Below are 17399 nucleotides of genomic sequence, written 5' to 3'. Positions count from 1 at the left end.
TTTGTCAAATATATAAATTTTAAGCAAATCTAATTTACATATTTCAACAAAAACAAAATTTAATTACATTTCATCATTTTGCTCGTAACCATAAAATTTGGGTATCTGCCAATGGTATTTTACTGCCAAAGTACGAATGATCACAATCAAAAGAATCGTGAAAATCTGAATCAATCCATAAGACAGAACAGAATACCGTGATAGAAGCAGAAAGATTCCACCGCCAACAATACAAGCTGTTGCATAGATCTCTTTTCGGAATACCAACGGGATTCTGTTCAATAAAATATCTCTGATGATTCCTCCAAAACAACCGGTAATTGTTCCCAAGGTCAAACAGATCAATGGATGAAGGCCTTCATTCAACCCTTTTTGGATTCCGATAATGGTAAATAAGCCTAGTCCAAAACTATCAAATATAAAAAGTGTAACCTTGAAGTTCTTCTCGATAGATTTGAAGATCATTGAAAAGACACAGGTGAAGAATATCAACGAACAAGTCAGCATATCGGTCATCCAGAAAACAGGAACATCTAAAAGCAAATCCCTTACTGTTCCTCCGCCAACTGAGGTAACAAATGCAATAATCAAAACCCCGAAAGGATCAAGACGTTTTTGCATCGCAGCAAAACTCCCCGACATTGCAAAAGAAATCGTTCCTAAAACTTCGATAATAAAATTGAATTGTTCGTGCACGTTTTTATGATTGACTGTTGATAAATGATAATCGATAAAATCTAAATATAATAATTAATCATTCATCAATTATAATTTATCATTTATATTCCTAGTTCTACAAGAACTGGGCAATGGTCAGAGTGTTTAACTTCCGCCAAAATTACGGCTCTTGTCAATTTTTCTTTCAATGGTTCGGAAACGAAATTATAGTCCAAACGCCAGCCTTTGTTTCTCGCCCTTGAACCAGCTCTGTAACTCCACCAAGAATATTGGTCCGGCTGGTCATTGAAATATCTGAAACTATCGGTCAAACTATTTTCATTCATAAAATTGGTCATCCACTCCCTTTCCATTGGAAGGAAGCCTGAAGTATTTGCCAAACCAATTGGATTATGAATATCTATTGCTTCGTGACAGATGTTGAAATCTCCGCTGATGATTAGATTCGGGATGGTTTTTCTGAGTTCTTTGATATAAGCCAGAAAATCGAAACAGAATTGCATTTTGAAATCCAATCTCTCAATATTAGAAGCTGATGGAACATAAACCGAAATCACGGAAAAGCCATCGAAATCCGCTCTCATAATCCTGCCTTCGTTGTCGTAGCTTTCGATTCCGCAACCATATTCTACGTGATTTGGTTTTACTTTGGAAGCGATTCCTACTCCACTATAACCTTTCTTCACTGCAGAATGCCAATAACTGTGATATCCTAATTTTTCAAAACTATCAATATCAATCTGGTCATTTCCAGCTTTGCTTTCCTGAATGCAAATCACATCTGGGTTTGCGACATTGAGCCAGCCCAAAAAATCTTTTGTGAATGCAGCGCGGATTCCGTTGACGTTGTAGGAAATGATTTTCATAAAGTAAGGTTGCGGTATTTAGATTCAAGGTTGAAATTTCAAAGTTCGGGATTTTGAATTGAATGGTCAAAAGAAATGCAAAAGTTCTTTCTAGCCCCGATGGGAACGGCATCCTTTTTTGTTATTGCGATTGCAGAAAAGTTCAACAGATTGCTTCACTTCGCGTTCGCAATGACAAAAAGATATAGCACTTCGTCAGGCTCAGTATAAATTACTAGAGGTTTGGAAACGTCTAAATAATAACAAACTTCTTGCTCCTAAAGAAAAAGGCGGAAAAAGTTGCCTCTTTCCGCCCAATAAACCCAAATCAAATAAACTATGAAAAAACTACTTGGGTTCTAGGATGCTTATCGGGATGATGACCTCCTCTAGGGAAATCCCTCCGTGCTGATAAGTGTCTTTGTAATAATTCACAAAGTGATTATAGTTCTTCGGGTATGCTAAAAATATATTGTTCTTGGCGAAAATATATTTGGAACTCAGATTTCCTTTTGGCAGAAAGAGTTTGTCGGGATTGTTTATCGCCCAAACATCTTTGTCCTCATAGGTCAAACTTCGTCCTGTCTTGTATCTTATATTGGTAGACGTTTCTCTATCGCCAACTACCTTACTAGGTTTTTTAACATAAATTGTGCCGTGATCGGTTGTAATCACCAATTTGAATCCATTTTCTGCAGCAGTCTTTATAATTTTAATTAATGACGAATTCTCGAACCAATTGTATGTCAAAGACCTGAAGGTTTTATCATCTCTAATTAATTGATTTACAATATTATTATCGGTTTTTGCGTGAGATAAAATATCAATAAAATTGTAAACTATTACTAACAAATCATTGTTCTTATGTTGATTGAAATCTTCTAAAATCTTTCTTTCAAAATCTGAATTCAGGATTTTCAGGTATTTCATTGATTTGCTTGATAGTCCCAAACGCTTCATCTGGTCTTCCAGGAAATCTCTTTCGTGTTCGTTTTTGTTACCTTCTTCATTATCATTAAACCAATATTGCGGGAATCTTTTTTCGATTTCAGAAGGCATTAAACCTGCAAAGAATGAATTTCTTGCGTATTGTGTAGCTGTTGGCAGAATACTGAAATAATAATCCTCAGAAGTTTTGTTGTAGAACTTCGTGAACAGAGGTTCTATGACTTTCCACTGGTCGTATCTCAAGTTATCTATCATCAGCAAAAGAACTTTTTCTTTTTCCAGCTCTGGTTTCACTTTGTCTTTGAAAAGCGTATGGCTCATCATCGGTTTTTCATTGCTGTGAAGCCATTCTTCATAATTATTCTCTATGAATTTTGAGAATTGTATATTGGCTTCTTCTTTTTGATTTTGAAGCAGATCTGCAAACTCATTATCGGAAACCTTATCGAATTTCACTTCCCAGCTTAGGATTTTTTTGTAGTATTCTGCCCAATCCTGATAAGTTCTGAGGTAAGATAACTCCATACTAAGGTTACGGAATTCCTGCTGATAATCTACAATAGTCTTTTGCTCCACTAGAGATTCGCTTTGAAGAATCTTCTTTAGAGATAGTAGAACCTGGTTTGGATTGACTGGTTTCAGGATGTAATCTGAGATTTGAGAACCAATTGCCTGCTCCATAATGTGCTCTTCTTCACTCTTCGTAACCATAACGATCTTGAGCGCATTATCTTTTTCCTTAATCATCGGAATTGCTTCCAAACCGGAGATTCCCGGCATATTTTCGTCAAGAAGTGTTAACTCGAATTTTTCTTTTTCTATCATTTCCAACGCTTCATTCACATTGTTCACCGGCGTAACGTTGTAGCCTTTATTCTCTAGGAAGACGATGTGTGGTTTCAGTAAATCGACCTCATCATCTATCCATAAAATTTTTCCTGACATATATTTTTCTATTTAAATAGTTCGTATCAAAATTATAACCAAAATATCATAACAATGACTAAATAACAGAATTTCGAAGTTAAATATTAGTTAACATAAATAAAAAATAGCCAAAAAAATTTCCATCAAGAAATCGTTTTTAGCTATTGTATAAAATATTTTATAAAATTAAAGGGCAAGTACAGCAATTAAGACTCCTATAGCAGCATAAGCAGTAACAGTGATGATATCCGAAATGGGCTGAGAAAAACGCTTTTCCAAAATCGCATCTTCTTCTATCTGGTTTTTGTGGAACTTCATTTTCTTTTCAGGTTTACGAACAGGGTGAACCACCAGTGAGTCACTTTCCCATTGATCGACCTGTATCTTATATCGTTTATCGGCAACTTTGATTTTGTAAATTTTACCTGATTCCAATTTATCTTTTATCCCTAACAATTTTCTTGTTGTTTTTTGACCTTGCGGAAACATCGCTTTTATTTTGCCATCCGCAGTCGCACTTCGTAATTGGCTTTTCTGGACTTGATTTTCTACAGAAATTGCATCAACAGCAGTAGCTGTCATTTCAGATTTCTGAGATTTTATTCTAGGGTTTTCCTTAGCCGCAGTCGGGACCTCTTTTTCATCAGCAACATGTCTATAGGTATAACAGCTTGTAAAAAGGCAAAATATAAGAAGAGAATAGATGTTTAATTTCATAAAACCAAATTTAAGAATTAAAACGAATAATTCTATAGAATAAGTATTTATTCGGAAAAATAAAAGTCTGTTTAATTTTTTAAACAGACTTTCAAAATTTTTAGATTCCTGAAATAAATCTTTGCTAATCAATTTTTTAATTAGAATAGCTCATCAATTCCTCTTTCTTAGAGTTGTACAGATGAAACTCCAGCATTTTAAAAGAATCTCTGGGAATGATGGTTACCCATTTTTTGTACTTCAAAAACCATTTGTTTTGGATACTTGCCAATCCTTTGGTAAGATAGGCTTCCACAAATGGATGCACGTGCAGGAAAAGCTTTCCTTTTTCTGTCTGCATAATGGTTCTGATAGAATCTTCCATTTTTTCGACAATCACGATTGGAGCGATGATCTCGCCGTCTTTGTTGGGGTTTTCTTCAGACGTTTCGATATGCTTTTCTGAGCGCACACGTTGTCTGGTCATCTGTATCAAACCAAATTTTGAAGGTGGCAAGATCTTGTGCCTTGCTTTGTCACGCTTCATTTCTTCACGAAAATGTTCGTATAATTCCTTTCTGTGTTCCGGGTCGGTCATATCGATAAAATCGACAACAATGATTCCGCCCATATCTCGCAGACGTAACTGTCTAGCGATTTCTGTCGCTGCCATTTTGTTGACATTCAATGCGTGGGTCTTGTTCGTGTTGGCAGATGAGATATTGTTTCCGGAATTCACATCTACAACATGAAGCGCTTCTGTATGCTCAATTACCAGATAAGCACCTTTTGAAGCTGGAATATTCACGTGCTTTCCGAAACTTTGCTTCAGCTGCTTCTCGACATTATAATACTCCATCAAAGGAATGTGAGAATCATAAAACTGAACAATATTTTTACGTTCCGGCGCAATTACTTCTATGTAAGCTTTCATATCATCAACCATTTTTTCATCATCGCAGATGATGCTTACGAAATCCTGGTTAAAGTTATCTCTAAGGATAGAAGACGCTTTATCTTCTTCACTCAAGACCTTACTTGGAACTTTATTTTTCTGAATGTTTTTAAACGTCGACTCCCATTTTTTCACCAGCTGATTCATATCATTATGAAGCTCAGCTACTTTTTTCCCTTCTGCAACGGTTCGGATAATCACCCCGAAACCTTCCGGACGGATACTTTCTATCAATGTTTTCAGACGATTCTTTTCTTCTGGGTCAGCTACTTTTTTGGAAATTGAAATCTTATTATCGAAAGGAATCAAAACCAAAAAACGACCTGTAAGAGAGATTTGCGTAGAGATACGCGGTCCTTTTGTAGAAATTGGTTCTTTGGTAATTTGAAGAAGGACAAGGTCGCCCGCCGTCAAAACTTTGTCAACAGTTCCAAGTTTGTTTATATCTTTTGCTGTTTCAAAATTTTTGAGACTTGGGGATTGTTGTTTTTTTAAGATTGTACTCTTAAGGAATTTCTGGTAAGAAAGGAATTGCGGACCCAGGTCCTGATAATGCAAAAATGCATCTTTGTCTGTTCCAATGTTGACAAATGCTGCATTGAGATTGGGTGCAAGTTTCTTGATTTTACCTAAAAATAGGTCACCGACCACGAAATCGGTCTTTGTTTCTTGTTCGTGAAGTTCAAAAAGGCGGCCATCTTCCAATAAAGCAATTTTTGAAGCATCTCCCTCATTGGAAATAATCAGTTCTTTTTTCATAACTTCATAAAAAGGTTTTATTAAAATTAGGTTGTAAATATAAAACAAAAATATAGCTGGCAAAATGCCAACTATATTTAATATGTTTAAGACTCAAAAAGGCTAAATTATTTTTTCTTTTTGTGTCTGTTTGCTCTTCTTCTTTTCTTTCTTTTGTGAGTTGCTACCTTGTGTCTTTTTCTTTTCTTTCCGCTTGGCATAATTTATATTTTTTTATACTGTTAATACTCGATTAATTATTTTACTGCAACTTTGGTCTTTACTTTTTCTACAAAAGTTTTTGAAGGTTTGAAAGCAGGAATATTATGAGCAGGGATTTCTATAGCTGTATTCTTAGAAATGTTTCTTCCTGTTTTAGCCGCTCTTGTTTTGATGATGAAAGAACCGAAACCTCTTAAGTAAACGTTATCTCCGTTATACATAGATGTTCTGATTTCTTGCATGAAAGCTTCGATAACTTTCTGTGTATCATTCTTTTCTACTCCCAGCTTGTTCGAGATGGTATTTACCAATTCTGCCTTTGTCATTTTCTAAAATTCTTTATATTTTTGGTGTGCAAATATAAGACATATTTTTGAAAACAAACAAACAAAATGCTGATTTTCTTCACATTGGAAAAAAGCTCGCAAACTGGTATGATACCAATGCCAGACAACTTCCCTGGAGAGAAAACCAGCTTCCTTATAATATATGGATAAGTGAAATTGTTTTGCAGCAAACGCAGGTAAAACAAGGTCTCGGCCATTATCTCCGGTTTATAGAAAGATTCCCCACAGTACCAGCACTTCATAATGCTTCGGAAGATGAGGTTTTGTTATACTGGAAAGGTTTGGGCTATTATTCCAGAGCAATTAATCTGCATAAAGCCGCTCATCAGGTTGTAGAGGATTTTGGTGGTGAGTTTCCTCATCATTATAATGACATTTTAAAATTAAAAGGAGTTGGAAAATATACAGCTGCTGCGATTGCAAGTATTTGCTTTGACGAAAAAGTTCCTGCAGTTGATGGAAATTTCTATCGGGTTTTGTCGAGGATTTTTGCTGATGATTTTGATATTTCTGGTTCAAAGGCTTTTCAATACTTTTCTGATTTAGCTTTGTTAATTATGCCTGATGACAAGTCTGGCGAATTCAATCAGGCGATAATGGATATTGGTTCTGAGATTTGCAAACCCAAAAATCCGCTTTGTGGAGAATGTCCTGTGAATGATGATTGTATCGCTTTCCAAACTGGCCGAATCTCGGGATTTCCTGTGAAAACTAAAAAAGTAAAAGTTTCAGATCTGAGTCTGAGATATTTTTTCGTGAAGCATCAAAATCAGTTTCTTATCAAACAACGTGGAAATGATTTCATCTGGAAAAAACTATATGAATTTCCAACTTCAATTCCTGAAAAATGGAACGATTATATCATTAATTCAAAAATAATAAATCATAAACTTACGCATAAAAATATGACGATAGAAATAAATGTGGTTGATATAGATTCTGGAAAAGAATTTAAAGAATTCGCCAAAGAGAATGATTTTTTGATAGTTGACAGGACAGCAGCCAATGAAAAATCGTTCCCAAAACCTTTGCAGTCATTTTATGAATCCATCGACTCCTTTCAAATGAGTTTAAAATTGAATTAAAAAATTACTGATGCTCTGAGATTCTTCAAGCCCGAGTTTTTTTCTCAATCTTGACCTTGCAACCACAATGCTGTGTGGACTTTGCTGTGTAATTGCGGAGATTTCTTTGGAGGAAAGGTTTTGTCTGAGGAATACGCAAAGGCGAAGTTCGTTTTTGGTAAGGGATGGATATTTATCTAGTAATTTTTTGTAAAAATCTTCGTCAGTTTCTATAAACAATTTATCAAACTCGGATTTATTGAGTGCCTGTGAACCTTTTTTGAAATCCATAATGATTCTGGAAATCATCTTTCGGTCGTCTTCGTATTTCGGGTCCATTTCTTTGAGTTCCTTTTGTGTGGTCTGAAAAATCTCAGAAGCCTGCATCATTTTGACGGCGTTATTTGCCAATTCTTTGTTTTTCTCATCCAGTTTTTTAGCGAGAAGTTTATTTTCCGCTACTTTTTTTTCGGACTTGCTTTTCTGAAGCTTAAACATCAAGAGCACAATCACGGAAAACAACAGTAAAATAATCATCCCGAAAATAAAGTATCGCTCTCTTTTTTTCTGCTGTTGAAATAATTCTTTCTGCTTGTTTTTTTCTTCAAATTCAGACTCAAGTCTTGAAACTTTTTTAGCATTTTCTTTGTTGATTGTAACTTCTGACAAAGATTTTGCAACGTGAAGATAATAAAGTGCGCTTTTGTAATCTTTGAGATTTTCGAAATAAGAAACCAGCTTTTCCGAGGAAGATAATTTGATGTCAGAAAAATCACTCTTATTAGAAATATCAAAAGCGTTAGAAAGATAATAATAAGACGAATCCCGGCGGGAAGGTTGTGAAAGATAAATATTCCCTATATCTGCATACAGACTCGCAAGGTCATAGTCGGACTTGATTTTTTTAGCAAGGCTGATGCCTTTTGACAGGTTACTAATTGCCAGATCCGGTTCTTTTAACTTGACATTGACGTCCGCTATATTTTCATATGCGATAATAATATTGAAGGTATCTTTCAGATTTTCATTACGCTTTTTAAATTCCTTCAGCATCTCTAGCGACCTTGCATAATTTCCATGCTCTTTTTCCAGAACCGCAAGATTGTTATAAATAAGGGAACCTTCGACATTCTGGCTTTCCTTGTTGGATTCGAATTTCTTGAGAGCCAATTCCCAAAAACGACGGGCTTTTTTATAATTGCCCATCAAATAATAGCAGCCACCAATATTATTCAGAATAGAAAAAGAACGATTGGATTCTTTCTCATTTTTAATTTCCAAGGCTTTATAATAATAGCTCAATGCAAGGTAAAATGATTCCTGGTCTTTGTAACAATTTCCAGCAGTTACGAAAAGTTCAATTTTGGTTGAATCCGCAATTTCTTTCTCGAAACGAAGTGCTTCCTGTATGTAGCTCATAGATTTCAGTCGGTTATTATTATTTTCCCGAATCAGATTGATGAGCCGTTTCACATATACATCAGAATTTTTGGAAGAATTCTGTGCACTGAAAAACAAAGTAAAAAACACCAAAAATAAAGCTAAAACATTCCGCATATCTACAAGTAATCATCAAATTTAGGGTTATTTTTTTATTAATTTTTACATTGTTTTAAATTATTGAAAATCAAATAATTAAACATTTTGTATATAAAATGTTACCATATTTAAATCAGAGTATTCATAATGTTACTCCATAAAAAATTAAAAACTTCACACTTAATTGTAACATTGTATCAATTAATCATAAAAAATTAAATAAATGAATGTAAAATTACTATTAAAAAGCTTGATTCTGTTCGTTTTCGGGCTTTTCAATGCACAACAGATCACATTAGACACCTCTTTGGTATCGGATACACAAGGGACCATAGATGAGTGGTGGTATTGGTCAGGTGGATTTCCTGTCCTAGGAACAGGCTTTACACCCAACTCAAAAGTGACGGTCTTTGCAACAGATCCTGATGGAAAACGATGGAGAGACTTTGAAGGCACAGCTGATAGCGAGGGAAAATTCTCTATACAAATCAGTGCCAAGAAAATCAAATCAGTAAAAGGTACACACATTGTAAAGGCGACAGATGCAAATGGCAAAACCGCTAATGCTAATCTAACTGTAATCGCCAATCCAAATGAAACCATACCCGTGACCATTGATTTCAAATATCTTACATTAGATCAGTTTTTCAACATTGGTCTCAAGCTACATGCTTCTAATGTCGAACCTAATGCACAAGTCGTTGTTCACCTATTCTCCCCAAATGAATCCGGATCGGGAATTACCGGACAATATTATGCAGATGAAAATGGAAATTTTGATATTGCTTTCACTGGAAATACACCAACGTACCCTTGGGGAGATATAATGCCAGACATCGCAGGAACCTGGAGAGTTAGTGTTACTGAGTACAATTCTAATTACTTTGGAAGTACAGAATTCAGAATATTACCAAATAATCCTAGTCCGGAATCATACGATCCGATAGATAAAGTAGACAACTTTATACCATCTACACCAATAACGCGTTTTGAGATCAACGGTACAGGTTATAATACGGACCCAAACAGTTCGGCTTTCTACGAAGACATGACAAGCAGCGTATTCAACCTGCAGGCAGGTCAGACTTATAATGTAAAGATCAAGGGTAAGAATCGTACAGATTATGCGCCGGATACTTATACCTTATTTGTAGACTGGAATCATAATGGAATCCTGGATGAAGACAACGAGATCATCAGCGAAGGTTATATCTTCGGATCTACTGGCGTTGATGACAAGTTCACAGAATTCCCAATTACAGTGCCTCAAAATGCAATCAACGGAAACACAAGAATAAGGGTTCTTAAAATGCAGTCTGTGACAGAATATTCTATGTTCTGGCCAACAGGTGCCTCAGGATATTATTATAACTCGGGGCAGGCTGAAGATTATACCCTTAACATTACCAATGGAATGGATGACCCTGGATGCAACTTCACTTGTCCTTCAGATATGAATGTTAATACCATTCCTGGCGGAACAACTGCAAAAGTAACTTATGAACTTCCTTTCACTTGTTCTGGAAATTCTACAGCATCCTGCAGCATTACTTACCCAAGCAAGAATGCTGAAAATCTTGTTAGCTTCTCAAATACATGGGTGGCCAATGACTTTATCGTTCCGGCAGGACAAACTATGAAAGTGAATAAAATCGTTCCTAATATTATCAGGTTTTCTTACGGAACATTTGTTAATATTTACAAAGACGACAATGGTAAACCGGGACAACTTGTAAAAGCGTTTGACAACATGGCCTATGAATCCCAGACTCAAGTGGGAACTGCTCCAGGAACAGGATTCCCAATCTATGAGGTTTCTATTAAACTACCGGAAACTGTAGAATTGCAAAGTGGAAAATATTGGGTGGCAATGCAGGCACAAGGGCCGGTTGTTTCCTGGGAATCAAAAAACAATGACGGAAGCACATCTAACAGTTATACGTCAAATAACAGTGGAACCAGCTGGACAGTGAGAGATGGGATAGATGGTGTTTTCAAAGTCTATTATGAGTGTGCAGCTCCGTCTCCTACAGTAGTTTTGGTTCAAGGCGCAGAATCAGGTTCAGATTTCCCAATCGGTGATAATGTCATTGTACATAATTTGGTAAAAGACGGCGTTATCATAGACACTTGTGTTTTCAATATTCATGTTAATCAAATCATGGCAACAGCTGATGTTTCCAAAAATACTGTAAGAGTCTATCCAAATCCTGTTGGTGATAATGTTAACATCGAATCTGATAACAAAATAAACAAAATTGAAGTTTATGATATATCTGGCAAAAAAGTAATCGAACAAGATACGAATGCAAAATCATCCGTTCTGAACACTACAAAATTGCCAAAAGGAAATTACATCCTAAAAACCAACGGCGATAAAGAAAACAGATCTTTTAAGATCATTAAAAAGTAAATTTAACTTTTCATAATTATTTTATTGTAGCTGCATCATTCTGGTGCAGCTTTTTCTTTTCAAAATATCTCTTTCATGATGTAATTATATTTATATTTGCACCACTTTAGTTTCTGGATGTTTCATCTGGAATTAAAAGGGAACGGAGTGCAATTCTCCGACTGTCCCCGCAACTGTAAATCGCAACTGATTTAATTAATAATGAAAAATTAATAATTAAATTTTAACTGTTTTTGCAAAATGTCATTGTTCTGAAAAGAGTGAGAAGGCGCAAAATCATCGAAAGTCAGGAGACCTGCCAGAGAAAATTTGAATAAAAGCTTTCGGAGGAAAGGCAGGTTATGACAAAACGTATTTTTACTTTTTTTTTCATTTATATCATACATCAAGTTTCTGCTCAGGAATATTTGATTGACACGTTATTTATTGATAATCAATTCAGTAAACTCTCTAAAACTGCAAAAATATCGAATCTTAATTCTGATAAAATCCTTGGAAATTCGACTTCTTTATCAGATTTGTTGAGATTTCAATCCAATATTTATATTAAAGAAAATGGTCGTGGAGCAACTTCATCGCCAGGTTTTCGGGGAACAACGGCACAACAAACGGCTTTTTTATGGAATGGAATCAATGTGAATTCAATTTTTCTAGGTCAAGGCGATATCAATAATATGAATCCGTTGAGCTATGAAAATGTCGGAATCAAATTTGGTGGCGGAAGTGTAATTTATGGAAGCGGCGCTATTGGCGGTTCAATCCACCTTAATAATATCCTTGATTTTAACAGAGGTTTCAACGGAATTTTGTTTTCGGAATATGGGTCGTTTGGAACGAGTAATTCTGTTGCTCAGGTGAAATTCAGTAATGGGAACTTTAGTTTCAATGTTAATATCAATCATTCCAGAAGTGAGAATGATTATGAAGTTCCTCAAAGAAAATTCATCAACAGAAACGGAGAATATCAGAACACGAGTTTCAACCTTGGCTTAGCTTATAAAATCAATCCGAATAACGAATTCTATTGGCAAAGTCAACATTATGACAGCGACCAACATTATCCGATCTTTGAGGAAAGCCAAACCAGAACAAAATACAAGGTCCAGACATTCCGAAGTTTGGCTGGCTGGAAATTACATTCCGGGAAATCCAGAAATAATTTCAAACTAGCTTATCTGGAAGATAATTTCCAATATTTTGGAGACATTAATAAAACCAGAACCAGTGGTGGAATAGGGAAACAATATATCATCAAAAATGATTTTGATCTTGCAGTTTCAAAAAATTCGTCCATCAATTTCATTTCAGAATATCAATATAATGAAGCAGAAGGTGTTGGAACTTCCGCGATTGGAACTCCGAAAAGGAATCAGGGGAATTTCTCACTACTCTATCGAAATAATGCTTTAGAAAAATTTTATTGGGAATTAGGTGCAAAACAAGAGATCGTAGAAGACTATAAAAATCCGTTTTTGTTCTCTGCAAGTGGAAAATATTCTGTCAACAATCGGTATCAAACTACGCTGAATATTTCTAGAAATTTCCGTGCTCCTACTTTCAATGATTTGTATTGGAAAGAAGGAGGAAACCCAAAATTGAAACCGGAAAGTTCTTACCAAGCAGAGATGTCGCACAACTTCAGTTATAGGAATTTCAAATTGGGAATCACGCCTTATTACATGTACATTGTTGATATGATTCAGTGGATTCCGGTCACTTCGATCATCTGGACTCCGAAAAACATTAAGAAAGTAGATTCCTACGGATTGGAAACTAATTTATCTTTCGATAAGGATTTTGGAAAGCACCATATCAACAGTAACCTTTCTTATTCGTATACCCGATCTATCAATTCGGAAACCAAAAAACAGCTTATGTATATTCCGTTTCATAAGATTAATTTCAATGCAGATTATCAATATTCATTCATCAGATTTTTTGTACAGGCTTTCTACAATGGAAAAACCTACACAGACAACACCGAAAATAATTTCATGAAAGAATATATGATTCTGAATTTGGGGACTTTGGCAAAGATTTCTTCAAAAATTCAGCTTGGTTTTAAAGTCAATAACATTACCAATCAGATCTATCAGACGGTTGACTATTATTATATGCCACAAAGGAATTATGCCGTCAATCTTAAATTAAATTTTTAAAACAATAAATAAATTTACATATGAAAATCAACAAATTACTAACCGGACTTTTCGCATCTGTTCTTCTGACATTCGCAGCTTGTAACGATGACGATTTCGATTTCAATAATCAGGAAACATCTTATAGCGGGATTTTAGTAACAAACGAAGGTAACTTCACAACACCTAGCGGAAGCGTTTCTTTTATTCCTTCTGATATTTCCACAATAGAAAATGATATTTACAGAAAAGTAAATAATGAAGTTCTGGGAGATGTTGTTAATAATATCGCATTTTCTGGTGATCTAGCTTATATTGTTGCTAATAACTCCAGCAAAATACAGGTTGTCAATCGTTTCAGATTTAACAAAACAGCTACCATTACTGATAATATCAACCAACCAAGGTTTATCACTTTCGCTAACAACTATTTTTATGTGACAAACAGCAAATACGGAGAATTCAACTATGTCTCTATTTACAATGCTTCTAATAATAGTTTTGTGAAAAAAATTGACTTTACAGATACTGTGGAAAGAATTGTGTCTGCCGGCAGCAAAGTTTTTGTTCAGAATGCTTCCTTTGGATTTGGTAATACCATTACAGTTATCAATAATGCCAATGAAGTTGAAAAAACAATTTCAATCCCTCACGGGCAGATCACTAAAACTATTTCTTATGATAACTCTGTCTATACATTAGCAAATGACTACGCAGACACTTATCTTTATCAGATCAACCCAGCAGGAAACATTATAAAGGAAACAAAATACACAGGAATCGCAAACGGAGAAAATCTAAGTATTGATAATAATAAAGTTGTATTCAATTCAAAAGGAAATGTTTACGTAACAGATCTATCCGGCACAACAACACCTTCCGCCGCTTTTACGATTGCTCCTTTCGAAGATTACAAAACGATATATGCTTTAGAAGTTCTGAATGGCAAAATTTTCATTTCTAATGTTAAAGATTATGTCGAGGATTCTCAAATATCAGTTTATTCATTAACCGGAAATCTTGAAAAAACTTTTACAGCAGGCAAAATTGCTGGAGGTTTCTATAAAAATTAATTTTTCATCATTTGTGTTTTTTAGAACTCTGTCAAAAATAAATTGACAGAGTTCTTTTTTTAATTTTCAAATGACAGAAATCATTGTTTTCCCAAATTTTAAGCATAATTTTTGATTGGTCTAAAGCAAAATAAAAATCTTAATTTTATAAAAAAATCGCAATGAGGGAAAAGATCGTTATCATTGGAGGTGGTTTCGCAGGTTTACAGCTTGCGAGAAATCTAAATAATCAAGGAAAATATAAGGTAATGGTCATCGATAAGATGAATCATCATATGTTCCAGCCTTTGTTCTATCAGGTTGCGACCGGACGAATCGAACCTTCCAATATTTCTTTCCCCTTCAGAAAGATCTTCCAGAAGTCAAAAAATATCCAATTCCGAATGACAGAAGTCAAGAAAATCATTCCGTCTGAGAACAAAGTGATTGGCGAAGATGGTGTTTTCACTTATGATAAATTGGTAATTGCTACAGGTTGTAAAACCAATTTCTTCGGAAATCAGAAGATGCAGGATCTGGCCTTAGGAATGAAAAATACGCAGGAAGCTATTACGATACGTAATCACATTTTGATGACCTTCGAAAAGATGATCATCGAAAGAAAATCCAGCGACGACGGCAACTGGAATCTCGTTATTGTAGGAAGCGGGCCAACCGGAGTTGAACTTGCAGGCGCTTTTTCCGAGATGAAAACCAATATTCTTCCGAGAGATTATCCAAGGATGAATTTCTCCGACCTCAACATCATTCTTATCAGCGCAGGTGACAAACCATTAGAAGCTATGAGCCATGAATCTCAGGATGCGGCGGAAAAATACCTGATTCAGCTTGGTGTGAAATTTTTGAAAAATGAACGTGTAACTGACTATGATGGCGACAAGATCTATATGCAAAGCGGAAACTCTATCCCAACCAATAATGTGATTTGGGCAGCTGGAGTTACAGGAAACATCATTGATGACTTCAACAAGGAAAATACTGTAAGAAACCGATATGTGGTTGACCGATTCAACAAAGTGAAAGGTTATGATAATATCTTCGCTATTGGTGATATCGCTTATATGGAAACGTCAAAATATCCTCAGGCGCATCCTCAGTTAGCGAATGTTGCTATCAATCAGGGGAAAAATCTGGCCAGAAATTTCAAAAAAGATTCCGAAAAAGACTGGCAAGAATATGAATATATCGACCGTGGTTCTATGGCAACCATTGGAAAACATAGAGCAGTTGTCGACCTTCCGAAATTTAAATTTCAGGGTTTTCTTGCTTGGTATTTCTGGATGTTCTTACATTTGATGCTGATTCTGAGTGTCAGAAACAAATTGGCAATTTTCTTCAACTGGATGTGGAGTTATATTAACAAAGACTCTTCATTAAGACTGATCATTGCGCCATCTAAGAAAAATCCGACAGAACAATAGTATAAATGATAATCGATGATTGATAATGATCTAATTTTATTCATCATTTATCAACTATCATTCATCAATTATAAAAAATATGCGAATAGACATCATCAGCGTACTTCCGGAACTTATGGAAAGCCCTTTCAAAACCTCAATCCTAAAAAGAGCGATGGAAAAAGGACTAGCCGAAGTTCATTTTCATAACATCCGAGACTGGAGCATCGGAAAACATCGCCAGATCGATGATGAACCTTATGGCGGAGGTGCCGGAATGATAATGATGGTTGAGCCCTTGGACAAATGTATTTCTGAATTGAAATCTCAAAGAGATTATGACGAGATCATCTATCTAACGCCTGATGGAGAAACACTTAACCAAAGAATTGCGAATACTTTATCAATCAAAAAAAATCTGATTTTTCTTTGTGGACATTATAAAGGAATAGACCAAAGAGTCCGTGATCTACATATTACCAAAGAAATCTCTATCGGAGATTATGTTTTAACCGGTGGGGAATTAGCGGCTTGCGTTTTGGCAGATTCTGTAATAAGGTTATTACCTGGTGTTTTGAATGATGAGCAAAGTGCATTGACTGACAGTTTTCAAGATGACCTTTTATCTTACCCAATCTACACAAGACCAGAAACTTACAAAGGCTTATCCGTTCCAAAAATTTTATTGAGTGGCAATTTCGGAGCCATCGAAGAATGGCAACACGACGAGGCAGTAAGAATCACAAAAGAACGCAGACCTGACCTTTTGGAATAATTAATGATACAATCAAAATATGACCTTTCTAATTTCTAGAGAGGTTTTTATTTGTTTTTAAAATCATTATCTTTATTTAAAATTGGATTTATGCAGAAGACAGTTTATGATAAAAGTGAATTACGGAATTTTGTGAACGACTCTCTCTCGGGAAAAGTTAAAACTTTGGAGTTTTACCTCAATTTTTCTTTGGAAGCCAGCAGAGACATCAAAAAAACTTCAAAATACGATTCTATACGAGAGGAAATTCAGGAGGAGATTTATCATTTGGACAGACAAATGGTTTCGCTTAAAAGTATGCAGACTCAAATGCGCAAAGTCTTGAATTCTGTCTCAGAAACTATAAAACTTGGTTCACTTGTTATTACCAATAAAGCCCGTTTTTATATTTCTGTTTCTTTGGGTGAGTTTTTCTTTCAAGGCGACCGATTCTATGCAATTTCCCCCGAAAGTCCAATGGCGCAGATAATGCTCGGGAAGAAAGTAGGCGATGATTTTGTCCTTAATAAAATTCATCAGGAGATTGTTGAAATCATTTAGAGACAAATGCTGGATGCCAGATGTCCGTAGATTCCCACTTTAAAGTTTTTCTTATTTCTTTTTACTTTGTTCCTTTTTCTTCTTTCTCGTATCTTTGAGTT

The 17399-nt window shown here is 35.3% G+C and carries 14 protein-coding genes and 1 riboswitch; of the genes, 7 read left to right on the top strand and 7 right to left on the bottom strand.

What is annotated here, in order from left to right:
* Window positions 1–63: 63 nt before the first annotated feature.
* From RTX21_RS15305 to RTX21_RS15280, 6 genes are all read right to left on the bottom strand, one after another.
* A complete protein-coding gene (locus RTX21_RS15305; RefSeq protein WP_312768935.1) occupies window positions 64–696 on the bottom strand; it encodes a trimeric intracellular cation channel family protein in 633 nt (210 codons plus the stop codon).
* A gap of 83 nt (window positions 697–779) precedes the next feature.
* A complete protein-coding gene (locus RTX21_RS15300; RefSeq protein WP_312768934.1) occupies window positions 780–1544 on the bottom strand; it encodes an exodeoxyribonuclease III in 765 nt (254 codons plus the stop codon).
* Between the two features lie 327 nt (window positions 1545–1871).
* Entirely contained in the window at window positions 1872–3416 is a 1545-nt protein-coding gene (locus RTX21_RS15295) for a PglZ domain-containing protein (RefSeq protein ID WP_312768933.1), read from the bottom strand.
* A gap of 168 nt (window positions 3417–3584) precedes the next feature.
* A complete protein-coding gene (locus RTX21_RS15290; RefSeq protein ID WP_312768931.1) occupies window positions 3585–4115 on the bottom strand; it encodes a hypothetical protein in 531 nt (176 codons plus the stop codon).
* A gap of 136 nt (window positions 4116–4251) precedes the next feature.
* Complete coding sequence (locus RTX21_RS15285) at window positions 4252–5808, bottom strand: ribonuclease E/G (RefSeq protein WP_312768929.1); 1557 nt, start codon at window positions 5806–5808, stop codon at window positions 4252–4254.
* A 236-nt stretch (window positions 5809–6044) separates the two neighbouring features.
* Entirely contained in the window at window positions 6045–6335 is a 291-nt protein-coding gene (locus tag RTX21_RS15280; RefSeq protein WP_027383593.1) for an HU family DNA-binding protein, read from the bottom strand.
* 47 nt (window positions 6336–6382) lie between these two features.
* Between RTX21_RS15280 and mutY the strand changes: the two genes are divergently transcribed.
* On the top strand, window positions 6383–7441 hold the full coding sequence (mutY, locus tag RTX21_RS15275; RefSeq protein ID WP_312768927.1) for an A/G-specific adenine glycosylase: 1059 nt from the start codon (window positions 6383–6385) through the stop codon (window positions 7439–7441).
* Here mutY and RTX21_RS15270 read toward each other — a convergent pair.
* Window positions 7427–8977 carry a tetratricopeptide repeat protein gene (locus tag RTX21_RS15270; RefSeq protein WP_312768925.1) on the bottom strand — a complete coding sequence of 517 codons (1551 nt, stop codon included), beginning with the start codon at window positions 8975–8977 and terminating at the stop codon, window positions 7427–7429. The two genes, mutY and RTX21_RS15270, sit on opposite strands and share 15 nt — an antisense overlap.
* Window positions 8978–9182: 205 nt before the next feature.
* Here RTX21_RS15270 and RTX21_RS15265 point away from each other — a divergent pair, with 205 nt between their 5' ends.
* The 6 genes from RTX21_RS15265 to RTX21_RS15240 all read left to right on the top strand — a co-directional run bounded on the left by RTX21_RS15265 (window position 9183) and on the right by RTX21_RS15240 (window position 17298).
* Window positions 9183–11372: a T9SS type A sorting domain-containing protein gene (locus RTX21_RS15265; protein ID WP_312768924.1), complete on the top strand. Its 2190-nt coding sequence runs from the start codon at window positions 9183–9185 to the stop codon at window positions 11370–11372.
* A 90-nt stretch (window positions 11373–11462) separates the two neighbouring features.
* Window positions 11463–11690: riboswitch (cobalamin riboswitch) on the top strand.
* Between the two features lie 23 nt (window positions 11691–11713).
* Entirely contained in the window at window positions 11714–13531 is a 1818-nt protein-coding gene (locus RTX21_RS15260) for a TonB-dependent receptor domain-containing protein (RefSeq protein ID WP_312768923.1), read from the top strand.
* Window positions 13532–13551: 20 nt separating this feature from the next.
* Window positions 13552–14583: a DUF5074 domain-containing protein gene (locus RTX21_RS15255; protein WP_312768921.1), complete on the top strand. Its 1032-nt coding sequence runs from the start codon at window positions 13552–13554 to the stop codon at window positions 14581–14583.
* A 161-nt stretch (window positions 14584–14744) separates the two neighbouring features.
* Window positions 14745–16004 (top strand): NAD(P)/FAD-dependent oxidoreductase, encoded by a 1260-nt coding sequence (locus RTX21_RS15250; RefSeq protein WP_312768920.1) that lies wholly within the window; start codon window positions 14745–14747, stop codon window positions 16002–16004.
* Window positions 16005–16083: 79 nt separating this feature from the next.
* On the top strand, window positions 16084–16758 hold the full coding sequence (gene trmD / locus RTX21_RS15245; RefSeq protein WP_248875857.1) for a tRNA (guanosine(37)-N1)-methyltransferase TrmD: 675 nt from the start codon (window positions 16084–16086) through the stop codon (window positions 16756–16758).
* A 90-nt stretch (window positions 16759–16848) separates the two neighbouring features.
* Window positions 16849–17298 (top strand): hypothetical protein, encoded by a 450-nt coding sequence (locus tag RTX21_RS15240; protein WP_312768918.1) that lies wholly within the window; start codon window positions 16849–16851, stop codon window positions 17296–17298.
* Window positions 17299–17399 lie beyond the last annotated feature (101 nt).

This window comes from Epilithonimonas sp. (genome assembly GCF_032054305.1).
Lineage (GTDB): Bacteria > Bacteroidota > Bacteroidia > Flavobacteriales > Weeksellaceae > Epilithonimonas.
Note: the sequence above shows the minus strand (reverse complement) of the source record. Positions and strands in the feature narration are given on the sequence as shown.

Excerpts from the sequence above, each read along its gene's own strand:
- RTX21_RS15300 (WP_312768934.1), bottom strand. The coding sequence starts at position 1,544 with ATGAAAATCATTTCCTACAACGTCAACGGAATCCGCGCTGCATTCACA.
- RTX21_RS15295 (WP_312768933.1), bottom strand. The coding sequence starts at position 3,416 with ATGTCAGGAAAAATTTTATGGATAGATGATGAGGTCGATTTACTGAAA.
- RTX21_RS15290 (WP_312768931.1), bottom strand. The coding sequence starts at position 4,115 with ATGAAATTAAACATCTATTCTCTTCTTATATTTTGCCTTTTTACAAGC.
- RTX21_RS15285 (WP_312768929.1), bottom strand. The coding sequence starts at position 5,808 with ATGAAAAAAGAACTGATTATTTCCAATGAGGGAGATGCTTCAAAAATT.
- RTX21_RS15280 (WP_027383593.1), bottom strand. The coding sequence starts at position 6,335 with ATGACAAAGGCAGAATTGGTAAATACCATCTCGAACAAGCTGGGAGTA.
- RTX21_RS15270 (WP_312768925.1), bottom strand. The coding sequence starts at position 8,977 with ATGCGGAATGTTTTAGCTTTATTTTTGGTGTTTTTTACTTTGTTTTTC.
- RTX21_RS15265 (WP_312768924.1), top strand. The coding sequence starts at position 9,183 with ATGAATGTAAAATTACTATTAAAAAGCTTGATTCTGTTCGTTTTCGGG.
- RTX21_RS15260 (WP_312768923.1), top strand. The coding sequence starts at position 11,714 with ATGACAAAACGTATTTTTACTTTTTTTTTCATTTATATCATACATCAA.
- RTX21_RS15255 (WP_312768921.1), top strand. The coding sequence starts at position 13,552 with ATGAAAATCAACAAATTACTAACCGGACTTTTCGCATCTGTTCTTCTG.
- RTX21_RS15250 (WP_312768920.1), top strand. The coding sequence starts at position 14,745 with ATGAGGGAAAAGATCGTTATCATTGGAGGTGGTTTCGCAGGTTTACAG.
- trmD (WP_248875857.1), top strand. The coding sequence starts at position 16,084 with ATGCGAATAGACATCATCAGCGTACTTCCGGAACTTATGGAAAGCCCT.
- RTX21_RS15240 (WP_312768918.1), top strand. The coding sequence starts at position 16,849 with ATGCAGAAGACAGTTTATGATAAAAGTGAATTACGGAATTTTGTGAAC.